The 17,307-nt window shown below is 66.4% G+C and carries 23 protein-coding genes; 9 read left to right on the top strand and 14 right to left on the bottom strand.

Going from position 1 to position 17,307, the window contains the following annotated elements:
* The first annotated feature begins 92 nt into the window (after positions 1–92).
* From EDF19_RS10395 to EDF19_RS18805, 3 genes are all read left to right on the top strand, one after another.
* Positions 93–410 (top strand): hypothetical protein, encoded by a 318-nt coding sequence (locus tag EDF19_RS10395; RefSeq protein ID WP_123680816.1) that lies wholly within the window; start codon positions 93–95, stop codon positions 408–410.
* A 212-nt stretch (positions 411–622) separates the two neighbouring features.
* Positions 623–778 (top strand): hypothetical protein, encoded by a 156-nt coding sequence (locus tag EDF19_RS19130; protein ID WP_185022781.1) that lies wholly within the window; start codon positions 623–625, stop codon positions 776–778.
* A gap of 173 nt (positions 779–951) precedes the next feature.
* A complete protein-coding gene (locus EDF19_RS18805) occupies positions 952–2,055 on the top strand; it encodes a hypothetical protein (RefSeq protein ID WP_148071067.1) in 1,104 nt (367 codons plus the stop codon).
* Positions 2,056–2,063: 8 nt separating this feature from the next.
* Here EDF19_RS18805 and EDF19_RS10400 read toward each other — a convergent pair whose 3' ends face one another.
* The 3 genes from EDF19_RS10400 to EDF19_RS10410 are packed head-to-tail and all read right to left on the bottom strand — an operon-like array spanning position 2,064 to position 4,981.
* Positions 2,064–3,524 (bottom strand): Fis family transcriptional regulator, encoded by a 1,461-nt coding sequence (locus EDF19_RS10400; RefSeq protein ID WP_123680817.1) that lies wholly within the window; start codon positions 3,522–3,524, stop codon positions 2,064–2,066.
* On the bottom strand, positions 3,517–3,864 hold the full coding sequence (locus tag EDF19_RS10405; RefSeq protein WP_071403793.1) for a helix-turn-helix transcriptional regulator: 348 nt from the start codon (positions 3,862–3,864) through the stop codon (positions 3,517–3,519). Before EDF19_RS10405 ends, EDF19_RS10400 begins: the two co-directional genes overlap by 8 nt.
* A complete protein-coding gene (locus EDF19_RS10410) occupies positions 3,857–4,981 on the bottom strand; it encodes a site-specific integrase (RefSeq protein ID WP_123680818.1) in 1,125 nt (374 codons plus the stop codon). The genes EDF19_RS10405 and EDF19_RS10410 overlap by 8 nt, the downstream gene beginning before the upstream one ends.
* A gap of 308 nt (positions 4,982–5,289) precedes the next feature.
* Between EDF19_RS10410 and EDF19_RS10415 the strand changes: the two genes are divergently transcribed.
* Entirely contained in the window at positions 5,290–5,568 is a 279-nt protein-coding gene (locus EDF19_RS10415) for a helix-turn-helix domain-containing protein (RefSeq protein WP_216099621.1), read from the top strand.
* Here EDF19_RS10415 and EDF19_RS10420 read toward each other — a convergent pair.
* Positions 5,565–5,969 (bottom strand): hypothetical protein, encoded by a 405-nt coding sequence (locus tag EDF19_RS10420; protein WP_148071068.1) that lies wholly within the window; start codon positions 5,967–5,969, stop codon positions 5,565–5,567. The genes EDF19_RS10415 and EDF19_RS10420 overlap by 4 nt on opposite strands.
* A 66-nt stretch (positions 5,970–6,035) precedes the next feature.
* Between EDF19_RS10420 and EDF19_RS10425 the strand changes: the two genes are divergently transcribed.
* Positions 6,036–6,734 (top strand): hypothetical protein, encoded by a 699-nt coding sequence (locus EDF19_RS10425; RefSeq protein WP_148071069.1) that lies wholly within the window; start codon positions 6,036–6,038, stop codon positions 6,732–6,734.
* A gap of 54 nt (positions 6,735–6,788) precedes the next feature.
* The gene (locus tag EDF19_RS10430) at positions 6,789–7,376 is read left to right on the top strand and encodes a hypothetical protein (RefSeq protein WP_123680821.1); all 588 of its coding nucleotides are present in this window, start codon (positions 6,789–6,791) and stop codon (positions 7,374–7,376) included.
* 124 nt (positions 7,377–7,500) lie between these two features.
* On the opposite strand, the gene EDF19_RS10435 is transcribed toward EDF19_RS10430, so the two are convergent.
* Positions 7,501–7,749, bottom strand: coding sequence for a hypothetical protein (locus tag EDF19_RS10435; protein WP_148071070.1), 249 nt, complete (start codon positions 7,747–7,749; stop codon positions 7,501–7,503).
* A gap of 136 nt (positions 7,750–7,885) precedes the next feature.
* Here EDF19_RS10435 and EDF19_RS10440 point away from each other — a divergent pair, with 136 nt between their 5' ends.
* Positions 7,886–8,239, top strand: coding sequence for a hypothetical protein (locus tag EDF19_RS10440; RefSeq protein WP_123680823.1), 354 nt, complete (start codon positions 7,886–7,888; stop codon positions 8,237–8,239).
* A 126-nt stretch (positions 8,240–8,365) separates the two neighbouring features.
* On the opposite strand, the gene EDF19_RS10445 is transcribed toward EDF19_RS10440, so the two are convergent.
* From EDF19_RS10445 to EDF19_RS10470, 6 genes are all read right to left on the bottom strand, one after another.
* Positions 8,366–8,770 carry a hypothetical protein gene (locus EDF19_RS10445; RefSeq protein WP_221180646.1) on the bottom strand — a complete coding sequence of 135 codons (405 nt, stop codon included), beginning with the start codon at positions 8,768–8,770 and terminating at the stop codon, positions 8,366–8,368.
* A gap of 114 nt (positions 8,771–8,884) precedes the next feature.
* The gene (locus EDF19_RS10450) at positions 8,885–9,280 is read right to left on the bottom strand and encodes a low molecular weight phosphatase family protein (protein WP_123680825.1); all 396 of its coding nucleotides are present in this window, start codon (positions 9,278–9,280) and stop codon (positions 8,885–8,887) included.
* Positions 9,281–9,295: 15 nt separating this feature from the next.
* Entirely contained in the window at positions 9,296–10,693 is a 1,398-nt protein-coding gene (locus EDF19_RS10455) for an FAD-dependent oxidoreductase (protein WP_123680826.1), read from the bottom strand.
* A gap of 20 nt (positions 10,694–10,713) precedes the next feature.
* The gene (locus EDF19_RS10460) at positions 10,714–11,130 is read right to left on the bottom strand and encodes an arsenate reductase ArsC (protein WP_123680827.1); all 417 of its coding nucleotides are present in this window, start codon (positions 11,128–11,130) and stop codon (positions 10,714–10,716) included.
* A 20-nt stretch (positions 11,131–11,150) separates the two neighbouring features.
* On the bottom strand, positions 11,151–12,554 hold the full coding sequence (locus EDF19_RS10465; RefSeq protein ID WP_123680828.1) for an arsenic transporter: 1,404 nt from the start codon (positions 12,552–12,554) through the stop codon (positions 11,151–11,153).
* Positions 12,554–13,957, bottom strand: coding sequence for an FAD-dependent oxidoreductase (locus EDF19_RS10470; RefSeq protein ID WP_123680829.1), 1,404 nt, complete (start codon positions 13,955–13,957; stop codon positions 12,554–12,556). Before EDF19_RS10470 ends, EDF19_RS10465 begins: the two co-directional genes overlap by 1 nt.
* A 116-nt stretch (positions 13,958–14,073) precedes the next feature.
* Here EDF19_RS10470 and EDF19_RS10475 point away from each other — a divergent pair, with 116 nt between their 5' ends.
* On the top strand, positions 14,074–14,427 hold the full coding sequence (locus EDF19_RS10475; protein WP_123680830.1) for a metalloregulator ArsR/SmtB family transcription factor: 354 nt from the start codon (positions 14,074–14,076) through the stop codon (positions 14,425–14,427).
* A 15-nt stretch (positions 14,428–14,442) separates the two neighbouring features.
* Here the strand turns inward: EDF19_RS10475 and EDF19_RS10480 are convergent, their stop codons facing one another.
* The gene (locus EDF19_RS10480) at positions 14,443–14,985 is read right to left on the bottom strand and encodes a MerR family transcriptional regulator (RefSeq protein ID WP_221180647.1); all 543 of its coding nucleotides are present in this window, start codon (positions 14,983–14,985) and stop codon (positions 14,443–14,445) included.
* Between EDF19_RS10480 and EDF19_RS10485 the strand changes: the two genes are divergently transcribed.
* Positions 14,984–15,940 (top strand): arsenic resistance protein, encoded by a 957-nt coding sequence (locus tag EDF19_RS10485; protein WP_123681011.1) that lies wholly within the window; start codon positions 14,984–14,986, stop codon positions 15,938–15,940. The two genes, EDF19_RS10480 and EDF19_RS10485, sit on opposite strands and share 2 nt — an antisense overlap.
* Before the next feature lie 32 nt (positions 15,941–15,972).
* Here EDF19_RS10485 and EDF19_RS10490 read toward each other — a convergent pair whose 3' ends face one another.
* Entirely contained in the window at positions 15,973–16,611 is a 639-nt protein-coding gene (locus tag EDF19_RS10490; RefSeq protein ID WP_123680831.1) for a TlpA disulfide reductase family protein, read from the bottom strand.
* Positions 16,611–17,297: a thioredoxin domain-containing protein gene (locus tag EDF19_RS10495; protein ID WP_123680832.1), complete on the bottom strand. Its 687-nt coding sequence runs from the start codon at positions 17,295–17,297 to the stop codon at positions 16,611–16,613. Before EDF19_RS10495 ends, EDF19_RS10490 begins: the two co-directional genes overlap by 1 nt.
* Positions 17,298–17,307 lie beyond the last annotated feature (10 nt).

Below are 17,307 nucleotides of genomic sequence, written 5' to 3' on the forward strand. Positions count from 1 at the left end.
CGGCGCCGGGCGGATGACGCCGACACTGAACCGGGGGACAGGTTCATCGAGAAAAGCTGAACGTATCCGGTGTGAGAGGGATAGCGTTTCGAATGACGCTCACGATCAGCTACCCGGCTTCGATCGGCGTCCCGACCGAAGGAGCTCTCATGACCACCCCCGGCAGCGCGCCCGCGCAGACCAACACCCTCGGCATCGTCTCGCTCGTCCTCGGCATCATCGGTGTCCTCGGCGGGTTCTTCATCGCGATCATCGGCGTGGTCGCAGGCATCGTCGGCCTCGTGCTCGGCATCCTGGCCCGCCGTCGCGGGGGGAGCCGCGGCATGATCCTCGCCGGCATCGTCCTGTCGGCGATCGCGATCGTCATCGGGATCGTCGGCTACATCATCACCTTCGCCGTCCTGTCGTAGGACAGCGTCCGTCTCCGGACGGATGGTGAGCAGAAGAGGTCGGGTGCGCTGGTGCGCACCCGACCTTTCCTGCTCACGGACCGATGCAGTGGTCGCGACCAGCACCGGCCTGGAGGCGCGTGGCGGCGCCGCCACGCGCCTCCAGGCCGGCAGTCCACCACGTTGCGGGCCGCCGGATGCGTCATCAGGTCGACGCGCGTACCGTCCCGCGCATGACGTACAGCCAGCCAGACCCAGCCGAGGAAACCACGCAGACCGACGCGCCCGAGCAGCCCGACACCGATCAGGGGAACCTCGAGGAGCAGGGCGGCGAGCCCGCAGCGCTCGAGATCGATGCCGACGACGTTCCGACCGAACCGTCCGAGTGACGCTCGTCGCTTCGTGAGCAGGAATGGTCGGGTCTTCGTGCAGGACTCGACCATTTCTGCTCACGAAGCGCGTTCTCGGCGGATGCAGAACTGGTAACCGCGCGTGTGAGGACGGCCGGAGTCGACACGAACAGGTGTCGCGCCGCGGCCACCACTTGACTACCCTCAGTGAGATGTCCTCACCACCGACGCCGACGCTTCCTGTCTGGGGAGCTCGCTTCGCAAGGCTCGTTCAGGAATCCTTCGACTTTCTCGGCTCGCAGTCGGACCGAAAAAACGAGCACCTGGTTGTAAGGGCAATCCCTCGGAGCGACGGTAGGCATCGAGTCGTCTATCGGTATGGGGTCTTAGGTGAAATGCTGCCGTTTGACGTTATCGAAGACTTTCGGGATATCCTCGCTCGAGGACGATCCGTTCTCGACATTGCCATGTTCGACGCAGTGACGAGGCAAGCATCCCCGCCTCTAACGGCCAGACAAGAGCGATCGACCTACTTTCCTATCGCGGCAACCGAGGCGGACTGGAATTCGCTCGCCGGACAGCCATATATGAAGGCTCTAACCGCCGATCAGCTGAAGAATCTAGAAAAGCTTCAGCCATTCGTGACGGGCAGTGGCACGCTCAGTGAGTTCGCCAAGGTCCACAATGACGACAAACACCAGGCACCGCTGCGATTAGCCGTGGTGCCTGACGCTGAGTTTGTGATGATTTTCGACCACTTGTTTCCGCCGCCCGCGAGCGCAGGGGAGTGCTGGGTTGACTGGGTCGCGCCGCTAGCACCCGTCGAAAATGGCAAGGATTTTGTCGAGTATCGGTCTACGGAGGTGATTGCGGGGGCAGCGGTCGAGGATGTGCCAGTTGCGCTTGCCGTTGAGGTGAGCTCCGGTTGGCGGGACGTCCAACACTTCCTTTGGGAAGTGCTGGAGTTCATCTCCCGAGCGACGGCTGTCCTGCATGACGGAGACATGAAACTTGCGGACGCTCTCCGTGACTACTTTGCGTTCCGACGGGACGAACTTGAGGCGTTTCGGAAGATGCTCGTCGAGCACGACGCTGCTTCGGAAGCGCAATGGCTGACCTCACGCGGAGGATCCGCCGTCCCGCATGATGTCGATGGCATTCACCTGCACCCGATGGCAACCCGACCCGGTGTGCCTGTTCACTCTTTTGCTGCGACTGTTGACTGGCCGGCGCTCTTGTCGGGCGACGATCTTACTCCTTCCTCCGCAAAGCTTGTTCCCTGGTTGCAGGTGGAACGATCGAATCGTCCTGATTGACAGATCGTTCACAAGCGCTGTCGCCTAACCGCGCCGACGTATTGCGCGTAGGTGGAACCGGAGTCGACGCGGTGCGCTTCGATCGTCTCGGGGGAGTAGCCCAGTGCCTCCGCGACGATCGGGACGGGGCCGAGTTTGCTGAGTTCGTGCAGGGCTCCGAGGCGGGCGGCTCGAGCGCTGAAGACGTCGCGTAGGTGGGTGGCAATGTGACCGGGATTAATCGGTCGTCCTGGTGATTGACCGGTAAAGACCCAGTCGCTGCTCGGGTGTGACGCGGTGCGGAGGTTCACGGGTTCTGTGAGGAGCTCCCGCCAGGGTGCATCCAGCGGCGGGGGCAGTTCGAGGTCGATGGAGCCGAGCCGAACACAGACAGTGTCCTCGTTGACCGTGATGTCGCTCCATCGCAGTTCGAGGCTCTTGCGGAGCTGCTGGCCAAACACGAGGACCAGGATTCCGATCGCCCGGTCTCGCGGTGAGAGTTCGTCGGTGTGGACGAGCCGTTCGGTGGCGCTGGCCTGGTCGGAGGCGCTCATCCGCGGGGCGGTTCCACGGCGGTGTCGGGGAACGATCAGGTCCCGGTTGATCAGCCGAGCGCTCTGCGCCCAAGGGATGAGCCGATCGATGAACTGCCTCGTTGAGGGTCCGCTGGTGAGCCAACGGTCGACGTCGCCCTGCGTTGTGTCGACGAACGTGACGTGGTGCTCGGTGAGCCAGTTGAGGAAGTCGACGCCCACCGTGATCGACTGCTTGGCGCGCAGGAATGCATTTCGAGGCACTTCGTCCATGGCGCGGAACTTCCGTAGGAAGTTCCATCGGATCCATCGGTCAACCAGGCGACGATGCTCGTCGTCGGCGACGCGGTTTGGGATCTGTGTCAGCCACTCGGAGAAGGCTGCGAGGTAGTGATCGCGTCGAGGGAGCACGCCGTGCTCGATCAGGAGACCGCGGACGAAGTCCCGCGTTCTCGATTTCGGTAGCTCGTCGATCGCCTCGTGTGTGATGGTCCCGTTCGTAGCGATCATCCGAAGCGTGGCTTGTACGTGGTCCTGCCGAATCCAGGTCAACCCGGAGTTTGCGCGCTGCATTCGCTTGAGGGCGTCAGCCAAGGGTTCGAGCTGTGCGGGGACGCCGCCGTTCGGCGCGGAAAGGGCAGTGTCGACGTAGTTGGAGAGCGCGCATGACCAGCACCGACCCTGAGAATAGAGCTCGTCCTCGGCGCCGCAACGCACGCAGTCGACGTTGATCCGGACGCCCGAGCATGTGCGGCAGGTCGGGCCGTCGTCGGCTGTCCCGGGCAGGATGCCGACGTGCCCACAGACAGCGCAGGTGCCCGACGTTCGGATCGCCTTCCGGTAGCAGTTCTGGCAGATGAGCCCGTCCGGCCAACGCGCGGCGACGGGCCGGTGTTCGCCGCAGCGGCCGCAGGCCTCGTAGGCATCTGCGTCCTCGGGCGCCTTCGGCCTAGCCATGGTCGTCGGCGAGGCGGATCCGATGAGCCACGGGGTTACCGTTGATGGCGGGGGGTTCCTCGCCCGGCCCGGGGGCGTTTACACGGCCAGCTGCTCGCATCTCGACAAACGGCTCGAAGAGGTCATTCGGGGTGCAGTCGAGGATGTCGCAGAGCGCAGCGAACGTTCGAGCGGGGATCCGTTCTGGGGTGCCCGTGACGAGACGGTAGACCTGGCTCTCCGAGAGGTCGATGCCGCGGGTTCGCAACAACGGAACGAGTTCGGTGCTCTTCCAGAGGTTGTGCTGCGCCATTAGGGTGCGGAGGTTCCAGCGGTAGCCGATTCGTCGCTGCTCACTCATCGTGGTGTTCCTCTCGCTGGACGATCCGGGTGGAGATCATCTGTTGCAGGATCTTCTGCTTGAAGTCCGATCCGACCGATGTGTAGAGACTGGTCGTTGAGGCATGGCGGTGACCGACCTGCGTTTGGACGAACGTTGCGTCGTAGCCAGCCTCTAGCAGGTGCGTGACGTAGGAGTGCCGGAGGCAGTGCAGGTTCAGGCCTTCGTCGTAGCCGACGGCGCGACGGAGGGCTACGAAGGCGTCACCGACGGTGCTGACGGCGACGCGGCCGCGTTCGGTTGGCCAGAGGGCGCTGGACCGGTCTGCGGTCTTGAACCGGTCGCGGCGGCCGGGGGAAAGCCAGGTCGACAGGAGTGGGACTACCCACTCGAATTCGGGGACCGTCAAGACAGTGCGTCGGCGCGGCCCGGACCCCTTCGTGCCCTTGCCCCAGCGCACTGTCAACGCACCGAACAGGCCGTAATCCGGAACATGCGGGTTGGGCCCAAAATCACTGATTTCGAGCATCGCGAGCTCGCGACGTCGGAGCCCGAACGCATAACCGACCTTGAACGCCGTCGAATTCCGCATCAAGGCCGGCCACTGCTTCAGACGCTTCCGGTAAGCGAAGTCCACTTGATCGTCGATGTGGTCGAACAGGGCTTGCAGCTCCGAGACAGTGAAGGCGCGTCGCCGTGGATCCCGAGCATCGTCAGCGGTGTGGCGTGGGGAGTTCCACTCGAAGACGATCTGCGCCGGGATCTCGCCGAACATTGCCTCGCAGTAGTCCCCCCAGCCGTACGCGATGTTCGCGACGTACCCGCAGAACGCTGCGATCGCATTGCTGTACGCCCGCAACGTCGACAAGGCGTACGCGCGCTCACCGAGGCGGTGCTCCGCGAGGAACTCGTCGAGGTCGGCCGGTCCCCACGACCACGGGTAGGTGCCGGTGTAGTTCTGAAACCTCCGGATGAGGCTGAGCTTTGGCTCGATCGACGAGGTCTGCAGGCCGCGCGCGAGCATCTGGCTTGTCCACCCGTCGACCATTGCTTCGAACACGCGCTCGTCGGCCCGGAACAGCTGAACGGAGCGATCCTTCAGATGCCTCGGGACCGCGCCTGGTATCGCGCCTGCCATGCGAACTCTCTTCGTAGAATCCTGCACTAAATGCAGGAAATATACGCTGCCCGGTGCCAAGAGCACAAGACCCGATTCTCGGCCGGTTCGCCTCATTCGCTCGCAGCGTGCCCTATCGAGCGGGCCGAGCCAAGTGACCGGTCCCGAAGCCTCCCACACGGGGCAACGCACGGAGTGTCGCCGGCCCTCGCCTTCGCGATCGACCGGCGCCTCGCGCCGCAGGCGTTGGGTCGGCATCCGGCCCTTGACTGGTATGGATCGACTGCCGGCCGTCGGTTGAGGTGGCTTCGCGCTCTACGCTGGGACGCGTGAGCAGAACTCCCCGACAGCGACCGTTCGAGCTCGCGCCGGCGCCCTGGCCGGAGATTCCCGCCGACGATGCGATCGCGGAAGCGGCTCGTACCTTCGTGGTGCGGCTGAGGGAGGCAATGGGAACTCAGAGCACGCGCGCGGTCGCGACGGCTGCTGGAGTGCACCACACAACGTTGCTCGGTGTTCTGGCCGGTCGTTCCTGGCCGGATCTCGCCACGCTCGCTCGGCTTGAGCTCGCCCTCGACACCGAGCTGTGGCGACGACCCGAACGTTAAAGGTCGAACACCGTTTCGAAAGCAAACCAGGTTCCGCCTGACATGTCGGCGAGGGAACGGAGGCGTCCCTCGAAGCGCTGCCGTGACTCGATGGGAGCTTCATGGAGGTGTTGAAGGCGGCGCCTCAGTAGGTCGCGCATCAGCGCCGCAGCCGATTCGTCGCCTCCAAGCTGTCCGCTGATGACGTACTCGCCGGAGTCGAGGTCACAGACGGCGACGAGCTCGGCAGTTCCGACGGTGACGACGAAGTCGCCGCGGCGGCCGACTGTTCGGTAGTCGATACGCGCGGCCTCGGGGATCACGACCGCGTCCAGCCAAGAGAGTTCGACTCTGGCACCGGTTGTGGCCTCGATCGTGAGGCGGGGTGAACCAGGACCCGCGCCTCGCTCGCCTTCTCCCATGTGCTGATTATAATCAGCACGCGGCATGAGGCGTGTTGCGAGCGGCTGGCAGGTGAGGAAGTGGCGTTGGAAGCATCAGAGGCGGCCCCTTCGCCGGTGAGGTCTGCCGCCTCGCGTCAGATGTCGCTCGCCGCGCTGGAGGCGGCCATCCAATCGCTTGGACTCGAGTTCGACGCAACGGTTGAGCAGATCGCCGAATCGCTAACGGCGCTCAACCGGCCGAGTCCGCTGGGAACGGCGAAGCGAGCTCTCATCCTTCAGTGGATCGGCGCGGTCGGTGACGAGTTCCAATGGGAAGCGGAGCTGAGCGACCGAAATCTCATGACCGTGCTGGTCCGAGCCATATCGATCGAACACGCGGCGGTGTTGCAGGCCGATGACGTGGCCCGACGACGGGGGAGCACTCTCCTTGAGCTTCAGGCTGACGTGGCTTCTCGACAGCTCTGGGGATTCGAGCGGGCTGGAGCCTTGCTGTTCCCCTCGTGGCAGTTCATCGACGCCGGTGCCAAGACTTTGGAGCTCATCTCCGATGTTCTACCGACGGTGCTGCAGTGCGTACCGCCTGACGCGCCGCCAGCACTAGTTGCTCGCCTGATGTGTTCCGAAGACCCGCACTTGCAGCGGGGCGGCGCGCGGTGCAGTCCAAGAGAACATCTGATAGTGGGCGGATCGCCTTGGCCGGTGGTGCGGACCTTGCTGCTCGTGCTCGAGGGGTCTGCTTCACGCCTCCAAGATCTCGTACTCGGAGGACGGGGTGACCGGTGAGGTTGGCTGGGAAACAGCCTCCACACTCCGGCTGAAGCGGCGGAGGCGACCACTGTGAACGTCCCCCTATCGAGCTTCAACTCCCTCGCCGGTGTAATCGCGCACGGCCGCGACTATGGCCGAGTCGCTGAGCCACCCACAGGTCCGCGTGGCCGACAAGCGACACTCGAGGAGGAGGAGTTCCTCATCCGGTTCGGCGGCTGGACCCGCGAAGAGTACGAGGAGTCGAAGGCCGAAGTCGCCCGCGGCGAGCTGGAGAACGTGGAGCGTCGCACGGAACTTGAGGGGCTCGTCTCTGCGGTGACCGCCGAGGAAGCCGCGGACTGGTTGCGCATCAACGACGCTGAGCTGCACGCGCTCCTCCTTGTAGGGGAAGTGACCGCCTTTGTTTGGGACGGTGAGTTGCGGTACCCGGCGTGGCAATTCACCGATGACCCAGCGATACCTGTCCTGCCCGGCCTCGCGCGACTCACGCCGGCGTGGGGCGATCAGAAGCATCCGTCCACGATCCTCGGGTTCATGTACAACGCGGACCTCGAGATCGAGGGGACCGATGAGTCCTTCACACCCGTCGAGTGGCTGACGATCGGCGGCGACGTCCAGGTCGTCCTCGACCATCTCGAAGCCGCGAGCTGGCAGTAGGAACACCTCGGATGCACACGGTTCCACCCTTTCGCTTCTCGCAACCGACCTCGACCCACCCCTCCCTCCAGGCGGCGTCTGTGTGGGACCGAGAAGTCGAACAAAACGGGAGTGCCCGATGACGTCACGCGTTCAGATCGCACGCGCACGCGCACGTGTTGCTCTCGCCGCCCTGACGGGTGAAGACCTGCCCGACAGCGTCCGCAGCACCGCCGCCATCGACTTCGCGGATGCCGACGACGCGGTGTTGGTTGCCCGGGACCGCGATCTTGACCCGCCGCGGCAAGACGGCGCCTTCACGCGACTGATCGGTGTTCACGCCGACGGTCGAGATTTCGGGCCGCGCCACAACCCTCCGCGTCGTCGAACCCACCGAGATCTCAGACCAGACGAGGAAGACGCACTCATCGAGTCCGCGTTCGGCACCCGGGAGCGGTACGAAGCAGCGAAGGCGTGCAGTCGCACGCGGAGAGCTCGCAGCAGCCGAACGCCGCTCTTGGCAGCGCGCAATGAGCGCCTCCCTCACTTTGGAGGAGGCGGCCGACTGGCTGGATGCCGGCACCGCACGGGTCCTCACCCACCTCGCGTCCGGCGACCTGTTCGCGTTCGTATGCGACGACGAGCTTCGGTTCCCGGCATGGCAGTTCACCGACGACCCGAACCACCCAGTGCTGGACCACCTATCGACGTTGGCCGGAGCCTTCGACGACGACATGCACCCGACGTCGATCCTCGGCTTCATGACCACACCACACCCGTACACGCGCATCCACGGTGAACCGGCGACGCCCGTCGAATGGCTAACCGCGGGCCGCGGGGTGCAGCCGTTGCTAGAACTACTCGAGACCCGGCGCTTGAGATAGTTCCAGCACCGAAGACCTGCTCAGCCCCACTCGCGATATCCCCGACCTGATGGGGCGGCAGGTGCACCTGGCCAAGCCCCGAGACAGCGCGCTGGAGGGGGAGGCCGGACCTCACGAATGTCGACGTCAGAACTGGATGTACCCGTTCCAATCCCGCTCCGCATCTGACCCGTCCTCCCCGAAAACGTCGGGATCAACCGGGAAGTGCTCGTTCCGGAAGTGATCGAGCGACGCCCGAGCCTTGTCCCGCAGCGCCGAAACATCCTCTGTGGGGTGCATACGAGACAGCATCGCGGTCCGTCGCTCCAGGACCGCATCCCACATCTGGCGACGGCTCACCTCGGCCACCAGCTGTCCGGCGACCAACATCGAGTGGAACTCGAGCGATCCCGCGAACCGATCCATCAGCGTGATCAGATCCCGATCTTTCACCCCCGTGAAGACGTTGGGCTGCCGGTTTTGCTGCTCTATCATCCAGCGCACCTGCGCTCGCGCGTCCTCGAACGCCTGCCCTTCTGGATCCTCTGGCATGACTTCCCCCTCCCGCCACAGCACGATGCATCGGGCATTGGCGATGTACAACAGTAGGCAGCTTCGGTCTGTGTCGTGCTTCTGGCTTCGCTCCCTATCGGGACGGCCTGGTCACTACGGGTTGAGGAGCTCTCGTTCGATGCGTTCTGTGACGGCGTCCCGCATCGGGCGCACGTCCTCTGGCGACCAGGAGGTGGGGTCGGGGAAGGACCACTCGTGGACCGCGCCGCGGGGTTCGGTGGGGAGTTCGAGGCCGGGCTTCATGAGGACGACGATGTCCGCGTGCTCGAGCAGGTCGGCCGTCACGCGCCGAGGCACGCGTCCGGTGATGTCGAGTCCGAGCTCGCCCACTGTCGCGGCGATCGATGGGTTCACCTCGCCGGCGGGGCTGACGCCGGCGGAGGTGGCCGTGTACCGGTCGGGTGCTGCGATTTCGAGGAGCGCTGCTCCGAGCTGTGAGCGGCCGGAGTTGTGTTTACAGATGAACAGGACGGTGGGCTTCGTGGTCATGGCTGCCACTCCCGGTCAGTTGGTGCAGCACGAGGTGCTGTCAGTAGACGGCGCAGGCGTAGTGCAGCAGGCAGCGTCGTCAGCGGCAGGAGTGACGGTGGCGGCTGGGGTGGTGCAGCAGGAGCTGCCGCCGATGTCGGTGGAGCAGACGCCCGTTTCGGGGAGGACGAGCTCGAGCTGTCGCGCTCCGGTGTGGTCGCCGGCGAGTTCGGCGGCGATGGAGCGGACTTGCTCGTACCCGGTGAGGAGCAGGAACGTGGGTGCGCGGCCGTAGGACTTCATCCCGGCGATGAAGAAGTTCGGCTCCGGGTGCGCCAGCTCGGCGACGCCGTGCGGGGGCACGGACCCGCAGGAGTGCAGGTTCGGGTCGATCAGCGGTGCAAGCGCCCGGGGAGCTTCGACGATATCGTCGAGGCCCAGGCGGATCTCTCGGAGCATGTCCAGGTCGGGTCGGAACCCGGTCGCGTTCACGATCACGTCGACGGTCACCACGAAGGGCTCGCCGGCACGTCGACCGACGACGGTGACCTGATCGCCGTCGGGCCGGACGTCATCGATCTCGAACGACGCGATCTGCTGCACCTGAGCGGACTCGACGAGCCCGTGGACGGTGGACCCGAGCTGCCCGCGGGCGGCGAGCCCGTCGGCGGCGTCGGCGCCGAGCCGGGCGGTGCCAGCGTTCCGGACAGCCCACAGCACGTCGGTACCCGGCGCGGTCTTTGCGAGGCTGGCGAGCTTGATGAGCGTGTTCGCCGCGGAGTGGCCGGCACCGACGACCAGGACCCGTCGTCCGGCGAATCGGGCGCGGTCAACACCGAGGACGTCGGGCAGCGCGTGGACGACTCGGTCGCCGAGGTCCGCGGCGGGTGCGAGCCCAGCGGCAGTGAGGGGGTTCGGGGACGTGTAGGTGCCGGAGGTGTCGACGACCGCACGCGCAGTCACGTCAGTGACGCCGTCGGCGGTGTAGAGGCGGAGCAGGAACGGGGTGTCGGCGCGGCCGGTGGAGCGGGTGCGGTCCATCCCCTGCCGTGACACTGCCTCCACGCGGGTGCCGTACTGGATCACCGGTGCGAGCTGCGGGGTCGCAGCCAGGGGCGCCAGGTACGTGTCGACGAGGTCCTGGCCGGTGGGCAGGGATGATGCCCGGGGTGCTTCCCAGCCGGTGGCTTCCAAGAGACGCTGCGCGGCAGGGTCGATGACGTACTGCCACGGGGAGAACAGGCGCGTGTGCCCCCACGCGCGGACGCTCGTCCCGACGGCGGGCCCGGCTTCGTAGACGACGACGTCGAGGCCGCGCTCGAGGAGGTGCGCGGCCGCGGCGAGTCCGACGGGGCCGGCGCCGATGACGGCGACGGGGAGTCCGGTGAAGCGGTCCGCGTCGGTCCGGGGTGGGACGGTGAGGGTGAGCGTCATGGTCTGCGGCTTCCTGGTCGTTACGCGGTTGCTTCGGCGGGCAGCAGCTCGTTGAGGAGCGTCTGGACGCGGTGCTTGATGTCGTCGCGGATGGGGCGGACGTCCTCGATGCCGCGGCCGGCGGGGTCAGTGAGTTCCCAGTCCTCGTACCGCTTGCCGGGGAAGATCGGGCAGGCGTCGCCGCAGCCCATGGTGATCACGGCGTCGGAGTCGCGGACGGCGTCGGTGGTGAGGATCTTCGGCTGGTTGCCGGCGATGTCGATGCCGTCTTCGGCCATCGCCTGGATCGCGATCGGGTTGATCTGGTCCTTCGGCGCACTGCCGGCGGAGAGGACCTCGACGCGGTCGCCGCCGAGGGCCTGTGCGTAGCCGGCGGCCATCTGGGAGCGTCCGGCGTTGTGGACGCAGACGAACAGGATCGTGGGCTTGTCACTCATGAGTGTGTGTCTTTCCGGGTTCAGTGGATGAGGGTGAGCCAGCCGGCGAGGGCGGCGAGGGTGATGGCGAGGACGGGGATGGTGAGGATGATGCCGGTGCGGAAGTACTGCCCCCACCCGATGTGGATGCCCTTCTTCTCCAGTACGTGCAGCCACAGCAGCGTCGCGAGGGAGCCGATGGGCGTGATCTTCGGGCCGAGGTCGGAGCCGATGACGTTGGCGTAGACCATCACCTCGTGCGTGAGCCCGGTCGCTCCGGCACCGCCGATGGCAAGGGCGGCGATGAGGACGGTGGGCATGTTGTTCATCAGCGATGCGAGGATCGCGATGGTGAACCCGACGCCTAGCGCCGTGACGAGGACCCCGTGGTCACCAAACACGTCAAACAGCTTCGCGAGGTAGTCGGTGAGCCCCTGGTTCTGCAGGCCGTAGACGACGAGGTACATGCCGATGGAGAACAGCACGATCTGCCACGGTGCCTCCCGGATCGTCTTCCACACCGGAATCACCCGCCCCGACGCCGCCCCCGCACCGCCACCGGCGGCACGGACGGTGGCGGTGCCGCCGGTGGTGACCAGGACCGGTGCAGCCTCCGCGCGGGCGAAGAGGAACGCGGGCTGCCGGGCGGCAACGAGCACGATCACGACCGCCCCGACGCCAGCGACGGCCGCGAGGGGCACACCGAGTGGGTCGGCGGCGAAGTAGCCGACGAGCAGCAGGGCGAGGACGACCCAACCGGCGCGGAACGTCGCCCGGTCCGTGATCGCGGCGGTGGGGCTGGTGAGGGCGAGGACGTCGTACCGCTTCGGGATGCTCCTACCGAAGTAGAGCAGCAGCATGCCGAGGGAGGCCAAGACGGAGACGATGCCGACGGGGATCATGACGGCGGCGTACTCGGCGAAGCCGAGGTGGAAGTAGTCAGCGGAGACGATGTTGACCAGATTCGACACCACCAGCGGCAGGCTGCCGGTGTCCGCGATGAACCCCGTGGCGAGGATGAACCCGAGCGCCGCCTTCTGCGGCATGTTCAGTGCCCGGAGCATCCCGACGACGATCGGGGTGAGGATCAACGCGGCACCGTCATTGGCGAACACCGCCGCGATGACCGCGCCGAGGCCGACGATCAGGACGAACAACAGCCAGCCGTTGCCGCGACCCCAGCGGGCGACGTGGAGCGCTGCCCACTCGAAGAACCCGGCCTCGTCGAGGATCAACGAGATCAACACCACCGCGACGAACGTCAACGTCGCGTTCCACACGATCCCGACAACGGTCGGAATGTCGGAGAGGCCGACGACGGTGGTGGCGAGGGCGATGACGGCGCCGATGAGCGCGGTGTACCCGATCGGGAAGCCCTTGGGCTGCCAGATCACCACCACGAGCGTCGCGACGAAGATCGCCGCCGCGACCACAGCCAACACCATCAGGCGGTCACCCCGGCCTGATTCACTGCAGCCTGGTTCGCCGCGGCGGCGGCGCGTTCCCAGCCCTGCGCGGCCACCTGCACAGCGTCCCACGGGGACCCGAGCGGCGGCGTGTAGGAGAGGTCGAGGTCGATGACGTCGTCCACGGTGAGTTCCGCGTGGAGGGCGGTGGCGAACGTGTCGATGCGCTTGCTGATCTCCGCAGTGCGCTGCCCGACGATCTGCGCGCCGAGGAGCCGACCGGTGGCCTGGTCGCCGGTGACGCTGATCGTCAGCGGGACGGCGCCCGGGTAGTACCGCTTGTGGTCATCCGCCACCGTCACCCGCGTCAGCGGAGACACGTCCAGTGGGCCGGTCTCGTGCTGGCGGAGGCCGGTGCGGGCGGCGACGAGGTCGAACACCTTCACCACCTGCGTCCCCACGGAACCTGCGAAGACCTTGCTGCCGCCGAGCATGTTCTCCCCGGCGACGCGGCCCTGCTTGTGCGCCGTCGTCCCGAGCGGCAACCAGGTGGTGCCGAGGAGGCGATGGTGCGTCACGATGCAGTCACCGGCAGCCCACACGTGCGGCACCCCGGTGCGCATGGACTCGTCGACGACGATCGCGCCGGCGTGGCCCAGCCGGGCGCCGGCGGCGACGGCGAGGTCCGTGACCGGGCGGACACCGACGCAGACCACGACGAGCGCGAACGTGCCCTCCGCGTCACCGGAGGTCGAGCTGGTGGCGACGCGCCACTGCCCACCGCCTGCCGGGGTAATCCCAGTGACGGTGGAACCCGTCAGGACGGTTGCGCCGTGGCGGCGGACTTCCGCGGTGACGAGGGAACCGAGTTCCGGGTCGAGGGTGGAGAGCACTTCCGGGCCGCGCTGGATCAGTGTCGTGTCGAACCCACGGGCGACGAGCCCTTCGGTCATCTCCAGGCCGATGTAGCCGGCGCCGACGACCGCGACCGGGCTCCCTGCCGGCAGCAGCTCGAGGGCAGCGACGACCTGTTCCGCATCGGTCATGGAGTGCAGTAGGTGGATGCCCGGTTCACCGAACGGGACCCCAGCCGGGCGCACCGGCTCGGCGCCGGTGCCGACCAGCAGCTCGTCGTAGGAGATCTCCTCCTCGCCGCCGGGGCAGGTAACCATGAGGCGACGACGGTCGACGTCGACGGCGGAAGCCCACGTGGAGGAGCGGACGGTCATGCCGGCGGCTTCGAGGTCCGCGCGGGTGCGGTGCGCGAGGGACCCTTCCGTGGCGACGTCGCCGGACACCCAGTACGGGATGCCGCAGATGGAGAAGTTCGGGAACTCGTCCGCGAGCACCACCGTCACATCCGTCGACGGGTCGAGTTCACGGGCGCGGAGCGCCGCGGCGATACCGGCGTCGCTGCCACCGACGGCGAGGAGGTGAGTCATCAGGCTGGTCCTTCACGGATCGAGCGGGAGCCGGAACCCGGCGCCTACATCGAAGCACGTCGATATCGATGAACGCAAATATAGACGCGTGTCGAAGTCCGTGGGAGGATGAGCCCATGACGATCGAGCTGCTTCCCATCCAGGACGTCACCGCGTGCTGCTCGCCCGTCACCACCGAGGCGATGGACCAGGCATCCGCGGAGGTCCTCGCGAAGTCGCTCAAGGCGATCGCCGACCCGGCACGGCTCCGGCTGATCTCGATGGTCGCCGCACACGACGGAGCCGAAGCATGCGTATGTGACCTGCAGGAGCCGCTCGGCCTGTCCCAGCCGACGGTGTCGCACCACTTGAAGGTCCTCGTCGATGCGGGCATCCTGCACCGTGAGAAGCGCGGCACGTGGGCGTACTTCTCGCTCGTCCCAGGTGCTCTCGACACCCTCGCCGGCCTCATCACCGCACCGACGCGCTAACCCTCGGCCGCGCGGTTACCTTCTCCGGGGACGCCGAGCAGTTGCCCCGATGCCGTCGACGATGACGCACTGCGTGCTGCAGTGCTCATCACGGTCCGGGCATCCGGCGAAGTCCTGATCCGCTTGCGCCAACCGCCCGCGCAACTGCTGCAGGCGAGCGATCTTGTCGTCGATCTCCTGAAGACGTAGAGCGAGGACTGGCCGCATGGTGTCGCGGACGTCCGTGCAGGATCGGGTGTCAACCGTGACGAGGTGCTCGGCGACGTCGACGAGGGAGAAGCCGAGCTCTTTGCTCGCCTGGATGAACCCGACCCGCTCGATCGCGGCGTCGTCGTAATCGCGGTACCCGTTCTCGAGCCGGCGGCTGCCAATCAGGCCAAGGGACTCGTAGTACCGCAGCGTGGTCGCAGCGACACCGGTTCTGCGGCTGGCTTCCGAGATGCGCACGTCAGCAGCGTACGACTTGACCTTCCAGCGCACTGGAACGTTTAGGGTCAACGTTCGTGCACACCCCCGATGCGGCCGGAGCGTCCCGGTGAAGCGGCTCGTCTCCGTCATGGAGGATCACCAGATCCTGCTCTACCTGGCCGCGATCGCCATCGGCGCCGGAGCAGGACTAGTGCTGCCCGGAGCGGAGCACCTCGAGGTCGGTATCAACCCCGTCCTCGGCCTCCTGCTCTACGCGACGTTCCTCGGGGTGCCATTCGCCGCGATCGGACGAGCGGTCCGAGACGTTCGCTTCCTCGGCACAGTCCTCGTGCTGAACTTCATCGTCGTGCCGGTCGTGGTGTTCGCCCTGTCCAGGTTCGTTGCCGGCGACCCGCCACTGCTCTTCGGCGTGCTGCTGGTGCTGCTGACACCCTGCATCGACTACGTCATCGTGTTCTCCGGCCTCGCCGGCGGTGCGTCCGCGCGACTCCTCGCGGCGGCACCCCTCCTGATGCTGGTGCAGATCCTGCTGCTCCCCGTCTACTTGCTGCTGTTCATCGGCCCCACCGGGGTTGCCGCAGTCGAGATCGGACCGTTCGTCGAAGCGTTCCTCGTCCTGATCGTCTTGCCGCTGGCTACAGCGGCGGCGACGCAGGCACTCGCGAAGCGGACGCGGATCGCCCGGCGTGTCGAGGGGGTGATGCAGGGTCTGATGGTGCCGCTGATGATGGCGACTCTGTTCGTGGTCGTCGCCTCACAGGCGGGAGCGGTCGCAGACAACGTCAGTCGACTCATCGTGTTGGTGCCCGTCTACGGGGCGTTCCTGGTGGTGATGGCCGCACTCGGGATGGCCGCGGGCAAGATGGCCAGGCTCGACGTCCCCAGCTGGCGTGCACTGGTGTTCAGCGGCGCGACGCGGAACTCCCTCGTCGTCCTCCCGCTTGCCCTCGCACTCCCAGCCGACCTCGGGCTCGCGCCCGTCGTCGTGGTGACCCAGACCCTCGTCGAGCTCGTCGGCATGATCATCTACGTGCGGGTGGTGCCGTGGCTGATTCCGTCGAGGGTGAGCATGGTCAACACCTGAAGGTTCGCTCGACCGCGGCGCGGGTGCGGGACCTAGGTGTTGAGCTCGTCGGTAACGAGCGCGGAAAGTGTGCCCGGGCCGTCGATGGCACCAAGTACGCGGGCCGCGACGCGACCCTTCGTGTCGAGCACGATCGTCGTCGGGACAGCATTTGGTGCGACTTGGCCCGATAGAGCCAGCTGCATGCGCCCTTCGTTCGCGTCGATGACTGACGGGTAGCGGACGGTGAAGCGGCGCTCGAATGCGTCAGCGGTGGACTGCTGATCGCGCACGTTGACGCCGATGAACTGGACGTCTTGATCTTGGAAGCGGTCGTTGACGGCGTTGAGGTGCTTCGCTTCCGCTCGGCATGGTGGGCAGCTGGCGTACCAGAAGTTGATGACGACGACGGTGCCGGCGAGGTCGTCGGAGTTGAAGCGGGTGCCGTCGCTGGTGGTCACGTCGAAGCTGATGGGGTCGGTTCGGCCGGCGGGTGGCACCTGGGTCACAGCGCCGTCGCCGGAGACATAGTTCTGAGTTGTGCCGGACTTGTACTGTCCGGCGAGGTCGTCGTTGCTGCTGTCCGAGCAGCCCGTGACGACTAGGGCGACGAGAAGAGCTGCTGCGCTGGTCAGCGTGCCTCGGAGGCGGTTCGGGTGGAGATGGTGCGCCTGTCCACTTCGGGTCGTCATCAGCCGTCCTGCCGTTCGAGCGCGGTGGTGATGGCTCGTTCGAGGTCGTCGTAGGTGCTGAGTTGCACGAGTTCACCGTCGACGAAGAACGAGGGGGTGCTCTGCACCCCGAGAGCGGCGCCGTCGGTAACGTCTTGCTGGATGCGGTCGCGGACACTCTTGCTGGCAACGTCGCGGTCGTATTCGTCCATGTTCAGGCCGAGGTCTTCGGCGTATCCGCGGAATCGGTCGGCTTGGGAGTCGGTTCCGCGTTCGCCCCATTCCTTCTGGGTGCTGAACAGGCGCTGGTACATGGGTTCGAGCTGGTCTTGCCGGGCGGCTGCCTCGACCGCGGTGGCGGCGTTGCGGGCGTTGCCGTGGCCGGGGAGGGGGAAGTAGCGGAACGCGAAGTTCACGTCGCCGGCATAGTCCTTCCGGAGCTGTTCGACGTAGGGGTAGAAGCCGCCGCACGCTTCGCATTCGAAGTCCAGGAACTCGACGACGGTGACGCCGCTGGTGCCGGGCGTTCCGAGGAGGTGGGTGTCGTCGCGGACGAGCGGCGCGGCAGGCGCCGTGGTCGTGGTCCCGGCGGTCGAGGTGTCGGTGCTGGGTGTGCTGACACGGAGGATGACGGCGATCACGACGATGAGGACAATGACGCCGGCGATGATGCCGGAGGTGATCCCGATACGGGCACTGCGGGTCATGGCGGGGCTC

The sequence above is a fragment of the Curtobacterium sp. PhB115 genome, from assembly GCF_003752025.1.
GTDB lineage: Bacteria > Actinomycetota > Actinomycetes > Actinomycetales > Microbacteriaceae > Curtobacterium.

Excerpts from the sequence above, each read along its gene's own strand:
- EDF19_RS10395 (WP_123680816.1), top strand. The coding sequence starts at position 93 with ATGACGCTCACGATCAGCTACCCGGCTTCGATCGGCGTCCCGACCGAA.
- EDF19_RS19130 (WP_185022781.1), top strand. The coding sequence starts at position 623 with ATGACGTACAGCCAGCCAGACCCAGCCGAGGAAACCACGCAGACCGAC.
- EDF19_RS18805 (WP_148071067.1), top strand. The coding sequence starts at position 952 with ATGTCCTCACCACCGACGCCGACGCTTCCTGTCTGGGGAGCTCGCTTC.
- EDF19_RS10400 (WP_123680817.1), bottom strand. The coding sequence starts at position 3,524 with ATGGCTAGGCCGAAGGCGCCCGAGGACGCAGATGCCTACGAGGCCTGC.
- EDF19_RS10405 (WP_071403793.1), bottom strand. The coding sequence starts at position 3,864 with ATGAGTGAGCAGCGACGAATCGGCTACCGCTGGAACCTCCGCACCCTA.
- EDF19_RS10410 (WP_123680818.1), bottom strand. The coding sequence starts at position 4,981 with ATGGCAGGCGCGATACCAGGCGCGGTCCCGAGGCATCTGAAGGATCGC.
- EDF19_RS10420 (WP_148071068.1), bottom strand. The coding sequence starts at position 5,969 with ATGGGAGAAGGCGAGCGAGGCGCGGGTCCTGGTTCACCCCGCCTCACG.
- EDF19_RS10440 (WP_123680823.1), top strand. The coding sequence starts at position 7,886 with ATGAGCGCCTCCCTCACTTTGGAGGAGGCGGCCGACTGGCTGGATGCC.
- EDF19_RS10445 (WP_221180646.1), bottom strand. The coding sequence starts at position 8,770 with ATGCCAGAGGATCCAGAAGGGCAGGCGTTCGAGGACGCGCGAGCGCAG.
- EDF19_RS10450 (WP_123680825.1), bottom strand. The coding sequence starts at position 9,280 with ATGACCACGAAGCCCACCGTCCTGTTCATCTGTAAACACAACTCCGGC.
- EDF19_RS10455 (WP_123680826.1), bottom strand. The coding sequence starts at position 10,693 with ATGACGCTCACCCTCACCGTCCCACCCCGGACCGACGCGGACCGCTTC.
- EDF19_RS10460 (WP_123680827.1), bottom strand. The coding sequence starts at position 11,130 with ATGAGTGACAAGCCCACGATCCTGTTCGTCTGCGTCCACAACGCCGGA.
- EDF19_RS10465 (WP_123680828.1), bottom strand. The coding sequence starts at position 12,554 with ATGGTGTTGGCTGTGGTCGCGGCGGCGATCTTCGTCGCGACGCTCGTG.
- EDF19_RS10470 (WP_123680829.1), bottom strand. The coding sequence starts at position 13,957 with ATGACTCACCTCCTCGCCGTCGGTGGCAGCGACGCCGGTATCGCCGCG.
- EDF19_RS10475 (WP_123680830.1), top strand. The coding sequence starts at position 14,074 with ATGACGATCGAGCTGCTTCCCATCCAGGACGTCACCGCGTGCTGCTCG.
- EDF19_RS10485 (WP_123681011.1), top strand. The coding sequence starts at position 14,984 with ATGGAGGATCACCAGATCCTGCTCTACCTGGCCGCGATCGCCATCGGC.
- EDF19_RS10480 (WP_221180647.1), bottom strand. The coding sequence starts at position 14,985 with ATGACGGAGACGAGCCGCTTCACCGGGACGCTCCGGCCGCATCGGGGG.
- EDF19_RS10490 (WP_123680831.1), bottom strand. The coding sequence starts at position 16,611 with ATGACGACCCGAAGTGGACAGGCGCACCATCTCCACCCGAACCGCCTC.
- EDF19_RS10495 (WP_123680832.1), bottom strand. The coding sequence starts at position 17,297 with ATGACCCGCAGTGCCCGTATCGGGATCACCTCCGGCATCATCGCCGGC.